This is a genomic window from uncultured Winogradskyella sp. (genome assembly GCF_947498345.1).
Lineage (GTDB): Bacteria > Bacteroidota > Bacteroidia > Flavobacteriales > Flavobacteriaceae > Winogradskyella.
This window is the reverse complement of sequence record NZ_CANMJY010000003.1, coordinates 33,675-46,590: the sequence shown is the minus strand read 5'-3', so window position 1 is coordinate 46,590 and position 12,916 is coordinate 33,675. Positions and strand designations below refer to the sequence as shown.

Genomic DNA, 12,916 nt, shown 5'->3' with positions numbered 1-12,916 from the left:
ATTCTATGATGGTTGATAAGTTATATGCATATCGCTTTGAACTCTTTTTATTTACTCAGCTATTTATTTTATTTGGCTCGTTATTTATACCTGTTGCAATATTCGAAGATTGGATAATGCCAGTATTCTTATTATTTAATATAGCATCTGGTGTATTACTGGTTTGTAAAAACCGAAATTCATCTTTTTTCCTATTAATCTTTATAAGCTTATTTATTACCGGGTTGATTGCTAACTTATTAAATTCTGAAATCAATGACAGCTTCAATTATATAAAATTAGCGTCTTATTTTATCTTCTATGCTTTAGTAACACTAGAACTTATTAAACAGGTTTGGAAGGCTAAAGTCATTGGTAAAAATGTAATATTGGGTTTAATAAGCGGTTATATTTCACTAGGGCTTCTATCGTTTTTTATGTGCTTAACTATTGAAATTATTTATCCCAATTCATTTTCTGGATTGATTTATGAAGATGGTAATATAACCGAAACTCTAATGTATTATAGTTACATTACCTTAATGACTATTGGTTACGGTGACATTTTGCCTGTGTCGTCTATAGCACAAAAGGCTTCGGTTTTTATTGGCTTATTAGGCCAATTCTACTTGGTTATTTTAACAGCAATTGTGGTGGGTAAGTATATTAGTCAAAGCGTCAAAAAATAAAGCCTTGATTGTGTGCTAACCAAGGCTTATTAATTTTTATATAAATAGTAAACTATAATCTAAAAGTTACAACTGGTAGTTTTGAATGATTGACTAAATCTTCAGAGATACTTCCACTAAAGAAATGATTTAACCCAGTTCTACCATGTGTAATAATTGCCATGCCATCAGCACTTTCTCTACGTGCATAATTCATAATACCATATTCTACATTGTGGTCTGAAGTAAAATCTATATGTAACTCATCTTTATTGAGGTTTGAGAGCTTTAAGAAATCAGAGACTTTTTCGTTAATTTCATCTGTACTTAAAAAGCTTAAATTAGGAAGATTAATATGTAGTAAAGTCACTTTTTCTGCTAATTCGTTTAATAATTCTAATGCCATTTTAACAGCTGAAATACTACGCTCTTCAAAATCAGTAGCAAGAGTAATATGTTTAAAGTGAATGGATTCAGGTTTAGATTTTACCACTAAAACAGGAGTGTCACTATAACGAACTACTTTTTCAGTGTTAGATCCTGTAAACACACCATCATGCTCACTATGCCCACGAGAACCCATAACAATTAAATCTGCTTTCTCATGAGAAGCTACTTCCGAAACCTCTTTTAAAACCTTATGGTTTTTTATCAAAGGTGTTACGGTAATACCTTCTAAATAATCTTTGTCTAAAAAAGTTTCAAATTCCTTATTGGCAACCATAAGCATAAAAACAGTTTCTTCGTTTCTCTCTGAACTAGTGGCAGAAAATATAGATTCAGAAAGTTCTAACATATGCATTACAATAAGTTCTGCATTATATTTTTTTGCTAATGCTGCTCCAGTTTCTAAAGCATATTCTGAATATTTAGAAAAATCGACGGGAATGATTATTTTTTTCATGAGTTTTAGATTTGATTAATAGTCTAAAGTTAGGTAAATGTTTTTTTAAAAAGTATGACTTTTGATAGTTTACATCTCAAAAATTAGTATTGTAATAATTAGTATTTTTGCAAAGCAAAACAGCATCCATGTATAAAGCACTTATCCGACCCATTTTATTTTGTTTCGATCCGGAAAAAATACATTATTTTACGTTTTCTTTGATACGCAATCTTTCTAAAATTCCAGGTATTAAAGGACTATTTAGAACACTGTATTTAGTGGAGGATACGTCTTTAGAACGCGAATTATTCGGGTTAAAATTTAAAAACCCTGTTGGTCTGGCTGCTGGTTTCGATAAAAATGCTGTATTGTACAATGAATTGGCAAATTTTGGATTCGGTTTTATTGAGATAGGCACAGTGACACCAAAAGCTCAGGCTGGTAACCCAAAACAACGTTTGTTTAGGCTTAAAGAAGACCAAGGTATTATTAATAGAATGGGCTTTAATAACCAAGGTATTGATGCCGCAATTGCTCAACTAAAGAAAAACAAAGGGCAATTAATTATTGGTGGAAATATAGGTAAGAATACCCAAACAAAACCAGAAGACTATACCAGAGATTATTTAGAATGCTTTAACGCTCTACATCCTTATGTAGACTATTTTGTATTGAATGTAAGCTGCCCAAACGTAGGCAGCCATGCAAAACTGAATGATAAAGATTATTTATTAGAGCTTATTAATGCTGTACAAAATGCGAATAAGACTTTTACTATACAAAAACCCATTCTATTAAAAATTGCACCAGATCTTAATGACGGACAGCTCGATGAAATCGTTGATTTAGTGAAAGAAACCAATTTAGATGGCGTTATAGCAAGTAATACATCTACTGATAGACAAGGTTTAAAAACTTCTGATAAGCGACTTAAAGAAATTGGGAATGGAGGTTTGAGTGGCCAACCAATAAAAGCAAAATCAACACGCGTTATAAAGTACTTGTCGGATAGAAGTAATAAAATGTTTCCAATAATTGGAGTAGGAGGTATACATTCCGCTGAAGACGCTCTTGAAAAACTTGATGCTGGTGCAGATTTAGTACAGATATATACAGGTTTTATTTATGAAGGACCAAAATTGATTAGGTCTATCAATAAAGCTCTATTAGACAAAATTTAATTTGTTTTTTCTCAATCTATTTTTGTTTGAATACTGAAATCCTCATATCATTTGCATTAGCAACATCTGCTTTGGCTATTTCCCCTGGACCAGATAATATTTATGTTTTAGTACAAAGCATTACCAATGGGAAATCTTACGGGTTAGCTACAGTATGTGGTTTAATAACAGGTTGCATAGTGCATACAACATTATTAGCTTTTGGTGTTTCTGCTATAATAAAGGCCAATGAGAATATTTTTTTTGGGATTAAGATATTAGGTGCATTATACCTTTTATACTTGGCATACAAGGTTTATAAATCCGATGCTCAACTGAATTTAGATGCTGAAACCACACCAAAAAAAAGCTTAAAAGGGCTCTTTGTTCAAGGTTTTTTTATGAATGTATTAAACCCCAAAGTGACCATCTTTTTTCTAGCATTTTTCCCTGGATTCTTGTTCAGTCAAACAATGAGTACAGTGACACAATTTTACATTTTAGGAGCTGTGTTTATGTTGGTGTCTTTCGTTATTTTTTCTGCTATAGCGCTATTAGCTGGTCAGATAAAAACCTATACTCTAAATCATAAGAATTCTGGTGTCGTTTTAAAATGGTTACAGGTTGTGGTGTTCGTTGGTATTGCTATTTTCATCTTATTATAAAGTTTTAAAATGATGTATATTTATGCCAATGAATAGAGCTGTAAAACTTATCGAATGTCCACGAGATGCCATGCAAGGTATCAAGGCATTTATTCCCACCGAAAAAAAGGTACAGTATATTCAATCTTTACTTAGGGTTGGCTTTGATACGATAGACTTTGGAAGCTTTGTATCACCTAAAGCAATACCACAAATGGTGGATACAGCAGCGGTTTTAGCACAATTAGATTTGAGTAAAACCAAAAGCAAACTATTAGCAATTATAGCTAATGTACGAGGAGCTAATGATGCATCTCTACATAAAGAAATAGACTATTTAGGTTTTCCGTTTTCGATATCAGAAAACTTTCAAATGCGTAATACTCACAAAACCATTTCACAATCTGTTGTAACCCTCTCTGAGATTCTTAATATAGCTAATAAAGCCAATAAAGAAGTCGTAGTGTATATATCTATGGGCTTCGGAAATCCATATGGTGATCCCTGGAATGTAGATATTGTAGGAGAGTGGACAGAGCGTTTGGCTAAAATGGGTGTAAAGATTTTATCTTTGAGTGATACGATTGGAAGCTCTAATCCAGAAAATATAGAATATCTCTTTTCTAATCTCATACCAAAATATCCAGATATAGAGTTTGGAGCACATTTACATACCACACCAACAACATGGTTTGAAAAAATCGACGCAGCCTATAAAGCAGGTTGCAGACGTTTTGATGGTGCTATACAAGGGTTTGGTGGCTGTCCTATGGCCAAAGACGAGTTAACTGGTAATATGCCAACTGAAAAGATGTTGTCGTACTTTACACAAAAAAAAGCCCACGACTTAAATGCTATGAGCTTTGAAAGTGCTTATAATGAGGCTACTAAAGTCTTTACTAAATACCATTAGAAGCAATATTTCATTCCTATTTAACTTTTTATATTTTGAAAAACTTGTAATTTATTGATAATCAATTACTTTTAAATTTATTTAAAATTAATCTAAATAAAATTTGTGTAATTCCTTTGTAGTATTATTTTTGCATAAGTTATTTATAACAAGTCTTAATAAGAATAATAAAACAATCAAAAATGAATAGAATTGCACTAAGTTTTCTAGTATTGGGAGCTTTATTTACATCATGTTCTAGCGATGATGATAATGGTTCTGATGGTAATCAAGTACAAGCACCAGCTACATTTCAGTTTCAAAGAAATGGAATTACAACAGTAGATTATAATGGACAAACCACACGTATTGATATGGGCGAAGAGTTTGTAACGGCTATAAAAGATAACTCTAAAACTGAAGCCGAATTAGATGGAATGTTTACCAACACTGGAAATTATTTTTCAACTACAGTCTTAAACGAATCGACTAAAAATATAAGAAGTAAAACCGCGGCTTCTAGCGATTATTTTTCTGCTAATACTACTGTCGCTAATGCAATAAAAGCAGATTTTGATAGTTGGATAGCCAATCAGGTAACTGAAGTTTTTCCTAGCTGGGAAACAACGGCAACAGCGGGTAATGCTGGACGACTACAAGAGAATGGCGGTACCTATCGCTACATCAATTCTAAAGGTTTGGAGTACAATCAGGCTATTAATAAAGGCTTAATTGGCGCTTTAATGGTCGATCAAATACTTAATAATTATTTAAGTACATCGGTGTTAGATGCGGGTACTAATAGAGCAGATAATGATGCTGAAATTTTAGCCGAAGGAAAAAATTATACCACTATGGAGCATAAGTGGGACGAAGCCTTTGGTTATTTATATGGTACAGATGATGCTTTGGCACCAATGCTTAACCAGGATAGCTTTTTAAATAAATATTTATCAAGAGTAGAAAACGATGAAGATTTTGCAGGCATTGCTGATGCTATTTACGATGCCTTTAAGTTAGGTAGAGCAGCTATTGTAGCAAAAAATTATACAGTAAGAGACCAACAAGCAGCTATCATTAGAGAAAAAATATCTGAAATTATTGGTATTAGATCTGTTTATTATCTACAGGCTGGTAAGTTAACATTAGGTACTGATAATGCTTCTGCATTCCATGATCTGTCTGAAGGGTTTGGATTTATATATAGCCTACAATTTACAAGACAACCAGGAACTGATGAACCATATTTTACTAAAACAGAAATAGATGCTTATATAGCAGAATTATTGGAGGGTAATGGTTTTTGGGATATTACATCGACCACTTTAGATACCATGTCTGATGAGATTGCCGCACGTTTTAACTTTACAGTTGCTCAAGCTGCACCAAGTAACTAATCAGCAAAAACAAATGCAACATTGCTATGTTGCATTTGCTTATTTAGTATTTTTGCAAACCAAAAAATGAAAAAAGTGATTGCTATGATAAAAAAAATTATTTCCCTTTTGTGTGTTGTTAGCATTATTGTTGCATGTTCATCTTCTGATGATAGTAATGGTGGTAATACAGATAATTTTGACAGAACTGCACTATTGAGCAATTATGCGGATAATATTATTGTACCAGCATTGTCAGATTTTCAATCCAAAGTATCTGATTTAGATGTGGCCAGAGCTAATTTTATTAATGATATAAACCAAAGTAATTTGGATTTGTTAAGTGGAGCTTGGTTAGAAGCATACAGATCGTGGCAATATGTAGCCATATATAATATAGGAATTGCCGAAACATTTACAGGCAATCTAAATGGTTTTAGAGTATATTTTAATGTCTATCCGGTATCAACATCTTTGATAGAAAGTGCAGCATCTGGAACAGATTATGACTTAAATGCTGATGCTTATTTTGCGGCTCAAGGTTTTCCTGCATTAGACTTTTTAATTCATGGTATAGCAGATTCAGATACCACACCTTTAGATAAATTTACGACCAATGTAAATTTTGAAGGTTATGTAGATTATTTGACTAATGTGCAATCACAGATTAATAATAGATCTACTGTTATTCTTAATAATTGGCAAGACACATTTAGAGATGAATTTGTAGCCAATACATCATCTAGTGCAACAGGTGCTTTCAGTAAAATTGTAAATGATTATATAAACTATTACGAAAGAGCTTTAAGAGCAAATAAGATTGGTACACCAGCAGGTAATTTTTCAGCAGGACAAACATTTCCGGATAAAGTTGAAGCTTACTATAAAAATGATGTATCTAAAGAATTAGCATTGCTAGGTTTAGATGCCGTACAGAAGTTTTTTAATGGACAATCATTTGATAATTCATCTACATCTGTAGAGAGCTTAGCATCTTATTTAGATTATTTGGATAGTTCCCAACTAAAAAATGATATTAATGCACAGTTTCAAGTAGCGCGACAGCAAATACAATCACTAAATAATAGTTTTAGCCAGCAAGTCATAGATGATAATACGCAAATGACACAAGCTTATGATGCCTTGCAAGCTGCAGTTGTATTACTAAAAGTAGATATGGCATCAATTTTTGATGTTCAAATTGATTTTCAGGATAACGATGGGGATTAACCCATTATAATATGATACTAAGGGTTCTCTTAATTGAGAATCCTTTTTTTATTTATGCCAGGTACACTAAGCACATATTTAAGTACTAAAACTTCAGCAGCACCCTTAGCTGTGTTTAGAATTGGTTTTGGTGTAATGATGTTACTAAGTATTATTAGGTTTTGGTCGTATGGATGGATTGAAAAATTATATCTAAACCCTAAATTCCATTTTAGTTACTATGGATTAGAATGGATAAAACCAGTAGGAAATTTCACCTATCTTATTTTCTTCATTTGTGGTTTAGCAGCACTTTTTGTGGCTTTGGGATTTAAGTATCGTATTGCTATAATTACGTTTTTTCTTAGCTTTACGTATATTGAACTATTAGATAAAACTACATACCTCAATCACTACTATTTTATAAGTCTTTTAAGTTTTTTAATGTGCTTTTTACCTGCAAATGCATATTATTCTGTTGATAATTTCATCAGTAAAAAACAATATAAGGAGATTCCTAAATGGACTATTGATAGTGTGAAATTATTATTAGGAACCGTCTATGTCTATGCAGGTTTAGCAAAAATAAATTCTGATTGGTTGTTTAGAGCTATGCCATTAAAAATATGGCTACCATCCAAATACGATTTGCCTCTAATAGGAGAAACTTTAATGCAGCAGCATTGGTTTCATGTTGCAATGAGTTGGTCTGGGATGTTTTATGATTTGTGCATTCCTTTTTTGTTATTGTATCGAAAAACACGTTGGTTTGCTTTTGCTTTGGTCATTTTCTTTCATGTATTCACAAGAGTATTGTTTCCAATAGGGATGTTTCCGTATATCATGATTGTATCTGCTTTGATATTTTTCGATGCGCATATTCATGAGCGTATTCTTAATGTATTAAGAAGGTTGCTTAAAAGGTTCAACGCTACTAGAGAAAAGCTTAGTGCTCAAATTTATCAATCCAGAAAACAAAATTTAGTTGTTCCTTTATTGGCTATATTTTTTAGTGTTCAATTACTTTTGCCGTTTCGTTATCTATTATATCCTGGGGAGTTGTTTTGGACAGAAGAAGGCTATCGTTTTTCGTGGCGTGTTATGCTGATTGAAAAAACGGGTTATACCGAATTTAAAGTAGTGAATTCAGAAACAAAAGCATCATTTTTGGTAAATAACTCAGATTTTTTAACACCTTTTCAAGAAAAGGAAATGAGTACACAACCCGATTTTATATTGGAGTATGCACATTTCTTAGGAAGGCATTTTGAGTCTCAAGGCCACGAAAATATAGAAATCTACGTGGATAGTTATGTTGCTCTAAACGGAAGACGAAGTCAACGTTACATCGACCCCAAAGTCGATTTATTAAAACAAAATGAATCATTAAAACCCAAAGATTGGATTTTACCATTTAAAGATGAGATTAAAGGATTATAGTCTGTTATTCATATTTGTAGCCATTGGTATATTAGTAAATGCACAACAAAAGGTGTCGGGTACAATCACTAATACATTTGGTCAACCTCTAAACAACGTTGAGGTTTATGATAAAGCTTCAGGTCAATTAGCCACTACAAATGTTGAAGGCTATTATGAATTTTCGATTGACAAATCAACATTAACTTTGGTGTTCTTTTCTTATGATTTTCAAATTAAAGAAATACAAATTACTGTTGATAGTGATATAGTTGTAAATCAGATTTTAGAACCCCTAGGTGAAGAATTAACTGCTGTAGAAATTACTGCCAGAAAAACCAGAGTTTTTGAATTAAGCCGACTTAAAGATGTTGAAGAAACTGCCATCTATGCAGGTAAAAAAACCGAAGTGGTTTTGGTTGAGCAATCTATGGCAAACTTAGCTACCAATAACGCAAGGCAAATATACAGCCAGGTAGCAGGACTTAATATTTACCAAAATGACGATGCAGGCTTACAATTAAATATTGGTGGACGTGGTTTAGATCCAAACCGTACAGCTAATTTCAACACAAGGCAAAATGGTTATGATATTAGTGCTGATGTTTTGGGCTATCCAGAAAGCTATTACTCACCAGCAGCAGAAGGTTTAAAGGAAATACAAGTGGTAAGAGGAGCGGCATCCTTACAATATGGAACGCAATTTGGTGGTCTCATCAATTTTGTAATGAAAGAGCCTAACCCTAATAAACCATTTGAACTTATTACAAGAAACACCTTAGGGAGTTTTGACTTATATACCAACTTTACAAGTATAAGTGGAACAAAAGACAAGTGGAGTTACTACACGTTTTTTAATTATAAGAAAGGCGATGGTTTTAGACCAAATTCAGAGTTTGAATCTAAGAATATTTATGCACACATTGGTTATCAGTTTAGTGATAAGACTTCTTTAAGTGGTGAGCTAACCTACCTTAATTATTTAGCGCAACAGGCAGGTGGATTAACTGATGATATGTTTAATGACGATCCTTATCAAAGCAACAGAGCGCGTAATTGGTTTGAAATTGATTGGTTGTTGTACAACTTTAAGTTAGCACATCAGTTTTCAGAAAAAACAAACTTTACATTTAACTTTTTTGGTTTAAATGCAACTAGAAACGCGCTAGGATACAGAAGTAATCGTGTGGATCAACCAGATCCAGAAATTGAGCGCGACTTAATCACAGGTGATTTTAATAATTTTGGTTTCGAAGCCCGACTTTTAAGCAAGTATAAAATCTTTGATAAAGATGTAACGTTCTTAATTGGTTCAAAATTTTATAAAGCAGATAATGATCAGCAACAAGGTCCAGGTTCTGCTGGTGTTGGGCCAAATTTTAATTTGCAGACAGATCGATTTCCTACTTACTCAGACCAGTCCGATTTTAATTTCCCTAACCTAAATGTTGCTGTATTTGGTGAAAACATTTTTTATTTAAACGATAAGTTTTCAGTGACACCTGGTTTTAGATTTGAATATATTAAGACAGAGAGTGAAGGCTTTTATCAACGCATTAATACAGATGCAGCAGGTAATGTTATTTTTCAAGAAACTATTGAGGACAATCGTGATTTTGAACGTAATTTTCTATTGCTTGGGCTAGGAGTAAGTTACAAGCCAAACTCAAATCTTGAAGCTTATGGAAATATTTCACAAAATTATCGTTCTGTAACATTTTCTGATATAAATATTATAAATCCTGCATTTGCAATAAATCCAAATATCACAGATGAAGATGGGTTTACTATAGATTTAGGATTAAGAGGTAACTACAAGCGTTTGGTATCTTATGATGTGGGTGCTTTTGCGTTGTTCTATAATGAAAGAATTGGGTTTGTTCAAAAAGGATTAGATGATGGAAGAGTTGTTAGTGAAAGAGGAAATGTAGGGGATGCAGTAATGTATGGTGTAGAATCCTTATTTGATTTTAATTTAAAGAAGCTGTTTAAGATGAACTCAGATTTTAGTCTTAATTACTTTATCAATACGTCTTTTATTCAGTCAGAATATACCAATTCTAACCAATCAGGAATTCAAGGTAATGATGTTGAATTTGTGCCAGATGTAAACTTAAAAACAGGACTGCGATTTGGTTATAAAAACCTAATGGCTAATATTCAGTATACGTATTTAGGTCAACAATTTACTGATGCTACTAATGCTGTTGATTCTAATTTAAGCGGTGTTATAGGCGAAATACCAGAATATGATATTTTAGACTTATCATTATCTTATACTTACAAAATGTTCAAACTCGAAACTGGTGTTAATAATGTATTGGATAATGCCTATTTTACCAGAAGGGCAACAGGTTATCCAGGACCAGGCATTATTCCTTCAGCACCTCGTAACTGGTTTACAACATTAGAGGTAACATTTTAATAACCAAAGGGCATTTTTGTCATTCAATATTGTGGTTTTAATGAATTTACACTTAAATAGTGTTCGAGGAGTTTAAGTGAAATAAAATGTGTAAATTTGCATGCAATTATATTTTAATTGCATCATGACAGCACACGAAAACAAAATCCTAGGTGAAGGTCTTACCTACGATGACGTCCTACTAGTTCCAGCATTTTCAGAAGTACTTCCGCGCGAAGTTAATATCAAAACAAAATTTACTAGAAATATTACTATTAATATTCCTGTAGTTTCAGCTGCAATGGATACCGTTACAGAAAGTAAAATGGCCATTGCTATGGCACAAGAAGGAGGTATTGGAGTGCTGCACAAAAATATGACGATTGAAGATCAGGCACAGAAAGTAAGACGTGTAAAGCGTGCAGAAAGTGGTATGATTATAGACCCTGTAACACTATCAATGGATGCAGTTGTAGCTGATGCTAAAAATGCAATGCGAGAGCACAGTATTGGCGGAATTCCTATTGTTGATGATAACGGAGTGCTCAAAGGAATAGTTACCAATCGCGATTTGCGTTTTGAACACCAAAAAGATAGACCAATCGTTGAAGTTATGACTGGTAAAAATCTTGTTACAGCTCCAGTTGGGACCTCTCTTAAAGATGCAGAGGATATTTTACAGGCCAATAAGATTGAAAAACTATTAATAGTCGAAGGAGATAAGCTTGCAGGTCTAATTACTTTTAGAGATATAACTAAAGTGACATTAAAACCAAATGCTAATAAGGATACTTATGGACGATTAAGAGTAGCTGCCGCTATTGGAGTAACTGGTGATGCTGTGGATAGAGCTGAGGCTTTAGTAAAAGCTGGGGTCGATGCAGTAGTTATAGATACTGCTCATGGTCATACAGTAGGTGTGGTTACGATATTAAAATCTATAAAACAACAATTTCCAAAATTAGAAGTCATTGTTGGCAATATTGCTACTGGAGAAGCAGCCAAGTATTTGGTTGAAGCAGGTGCAGATGCTGTAAAAGTAGGTATTGGACCTGGATCTATCTGCACAACACGAGTTGTTGCTGGGGTAGGTTTTCCTCAATTTTCGGCAGTATTAGAAGTAGCTGCTGCGATTAAAGGTTCTGGAGTACCAGTTATTGCAGATGGTGGTATTCGCTATACGGGAGATATTCCAAAAGCTATTGCTGCTGGCGCAGATACCGTAATGTTAGGTTCACTTTTAGCGGGAACTAAAGAAAGCCCAGGGGAAACGATAATTTACGAAGGTAGAAAGTTTAAATCTTATAGAGGCATGGGTTCTGTTGAAGCTATGAAACAAGGGAGTAAAGACCGTTATTTTCAGGATGTAGAGGATGATATTAAAAAATTGGTGCCAGAAGGTATTGTAGGTCGTGTACCTTATAAAGGAGAATTGTTTGAAAGTATTCACCAATTTGTAGGCGGTCTCAGAGCAGGTATGGGATATTGTGGTGCAAAAGACATTACAACCTTAAAAGAAACTGGTCGATTTGTTAAGATTACAGCAAGTGGTATACATGAGAGCCATCCACATGATGTTACGATTACTAAAGAAGCACCTAATTATTCTAGGTAACCCATTTCTTTGAAGAAAGGAATCTTATAAATTGTTTAGAAAAGTGATCAGCAGTGCCACTGCTTTTCCACGATGACCAATTTTGTTTTTTAGTTCTAAATCCATTTCAGCAAACGTTTTATTATAGCCTTTTGGTTTAAAGATAGGATCATAACCAAATCCTTTGTCTCCATATTTCTCGTTAGTAATTTCACCTTTACAGATACCAGTAAACGTTTCTAGTTTGCCATTAAGATGTAGCGCTATAACAGTTTTAAATTGAGCATTACGAGAATCTTTACCTTCTAATTCTGCTAGTAACTTATTTATATTGTCCTCAGAATTACGTTGAGGTCCTGCATAACGTGCAGAAAACACACCCGGATCACCATTTAAGATATCTACCTCTAAACCTGTATCGTCTGCAAAACAGTTATAACCAAAATTGATTTTGATATACTCAGCTTTTTGTATGGCGTTACCTTCAATAGTTGATTGTGTTTCTGGGATATCTTCAATGCACAAAATATCTGCCAGACTCAATAATTTAATATATTCTGGGATTAATGCTTGTACTTCTTTGAGTTTATTCTGGTTATTGGTGGCAAAAACGAGTTGCATATAATAAGTATTTATGTCTAAAATAGTGATCTCTCTTTTGTATATAAAGCCTTAACTTTGATTT

11 protein-coding genes are annotated in these 12,916 nt (G+C 33.3%); 9 read left to right on the top strand and 2 right to left on the bottom strand.

Features of this window, described 5'->3' with window-relative positions:
• Positions 1–5 precede the first annotated feature (5 nt).
• Positions 6–668, top strand: coding sequence for an ion channel (locus Q0912_RS05055; RefSeq protein ID WP_299112682.1), 663 nt, complete (start codon positions 6–8; stop codon positions 666–668).
• Positions 669–720: 52 nt separating this feature from the next.
• Here the strand turns inward: Q0912_RS05055 and Q0912_RS05050 are convergent, their stop codons facing one another.
• Positions 721–1,551: a universal stress protein gene (locus tag Q0912_RS05050; RefSeq protein ID WP_299112680.1), complete on the bottom strand. Its 831-nt coding sequence runs from the start codon at positions 1,549–1,551 to the stop codon at positions 721–723.
• A gap of 128 nt (positions 1,552–1,679) precedes the next feature.
• On the opposite strand from Q0912_RS05050, the gene Q0912_RS05045 reads away from it, so the two are divergent.
• The 8 genes from Q0912_RS05045 (at position 1,680) to guaB (ending at position 12,252) form a co-directional block, all read left to right on the top strand.
• A complete protein-coding gene (locus tag Q0912_RS05045) occupies positions 1,680–2,714 on the top strand; it encodes a quinone-dependent dihydroorotate dehydrogenase (protein WP_299112678.1) in 1,035 nt (344 codons plus the stop codon).
• Positions 2,715–2,740: 26 nt separating this feature from the next.
• A complete protein-coding gene (locus Q0912_RS05040; RefSeq protein ID WP_299112676.1) occupies positions 2,741–3,358 on the top strand; it encodes a LysE family translocator in 618 nt (205 codons plus the stop codon).
• 28 nt (positions 3,359–3,386) lie between these two features.
• Positions 3,387–4,250 carry a hydroxymethylglutaryl-CoA lyase gene (locus tag Q0912_RS05035; RefSeq protein ID WP_299113177.1) on the top strand — a complete coding sequence of 288 codons (864 nt, stop codon included), beginning with the start codon at positions 3,387–3,389 and terminating at the stop codon, positions 4,248–4,250.
• 182 nt (positions 4,251–4,432) lie between these two features.
• Complete coding sequence (locus Q0912_RS05030) at positions 4,433–5,626, top strand: DUF4856 domain-containing protein (protein WP_299112674.1); 1,194 nt, start codon at positions 4,433–4,435, stop codon at positions 5,624–5,626.
• A gap of 66 nt (positions 5,627–5,692) precedes the next feature.
• A complete protein-coding gene (locus Q0912_RS05025; protein ID WP_299112672.1) occupies positions 5,693–6,835 on the top strand; it encodes an imelysin family protein in 1,143 nt (380 codons plus the stop codon).
• A gap of 54 nt (positions 6,836–6,889) precedes the next feature.
• On the top strand, positions 6,890–8,254 hold the full coding sequence (locus Q0912_RS05020; RefSeq protein ID WP_299112670.1) for an HTTM domain-containing protein: 1,365 nt from the start codon (positions 6,890–6,892) through the stop codon (positions 8,252–8,254).
• Entirely contained in the window at positions 8,235–10,658 is a 2,424-nt protein-coding gene (locus Q0912_RS05015) for a TonB-dependent receptor (RefSeq protein WP_299112668.1), read from the top strand. The genes Q0912_RS05020 and Q0912_RS05015 overlap by 20 nt, the downstream gene beginning before the upstream one ends.
• A 124-nt stretch (positions 10,659–10,782) precedes the next feature.
• Entirely contained in the window at positions 10,783–12,252 is a 1,470-nt protein-coding gene (guaB, locus tag Q0912_RS05010) for an IMP dehydrogenase (protein ID WP_299113175.1), read from the top strand.
• Between the two features lie 24 nt (positions 12,253–12,276).
• Here guaB and Q0912_RS05005 read toward each other — a convergent pair whose 3' ends face one another.
• Positions 12,277–12,852, bottom strand: coding sequence for a non-canonical purine NTP diphosphatase (locus tag Q0912_RS05005; protein WP_299112666.1), 576 nt, complete (start codon positions 12,850–12,852; stop codon positions 12,277–12,279).
• Between the last annotated feature and the right edge of the window lie 64 nt (positions 12,853–12,916).

Excerpts from the sequence above, each read along its gene's own strand:
- Q0912_RS05020 (WP_299112670.1), top strand. The coding sequence starts at position 6,890 with ATGCCAGGTACACTAAGCACATATTTAAGTACTAAAACTTCAGCAGCA.
- guaB (WP_299113175.1), top strand. The coding sequence starts at position 10,783 with ATGACAGCACACGAAAACAAAATCCTAGGTGAAGGTCTTACCTACGAT.
- Q0912_RS05055 (WP_299112682.1), top strand. The coding sequence starts at position 6 with ATGATGGTTGATAAGTTATATGCATATCGCTTTGAACTCTTTTTATTT.
- Q0912_RS05005 (WP_299112666.1), bottom strand. The coding sequence starts at position 12,852 with ATGCAACTCGTTTTTGCCACCAATAACCAGAATAAACTCAAAGAAGTA.
- Q0912_RS05050 (WP_299112680.1), bottom strand. The coding sequence starts at position 1,551 with ATGAAAAAAATAATCATTCCCGTCGATTTTTCTAAATATTCAGAATAT.
- Q0912_RS05035 (WP_299113177.1), top strand. The coding sequence starts at position 3,387 with ATGAATAGAGCTGTAAAACTTATCGAATGTCCACGAGATGCCATGCAA.
- Q0912_RS05025 (WP_299112672.1), top strand. The coding sequence starts at position 5,693 with ATGAAAAAAGTGATTGCTATGATAAAAAAAATTATTTCCCTTTTGTGT.
- Q0912_RS05015 (WP_299112668.1), top strand. The coding sequence starts at position 8,235 with ATGAGATTAAAGGATTATAGTCTGTTATTCATATTTGTAGCCATTGGT.
- Q0912_RS05045 (WP_299112678.1), top strand. The coding sequence starts at position 1,680 with ATGTATAAAGCACTTATCCGACCCATTTTATTTTGTTTCGATCCGGAA.
- Q0912_RS05030 (WP_299112674.1), top strand. The coding sequence starts at position 4,433 with ATGAATAGAATTGCACTAAGTTTTCTAGTATTGGGAGCTTTATTTACA.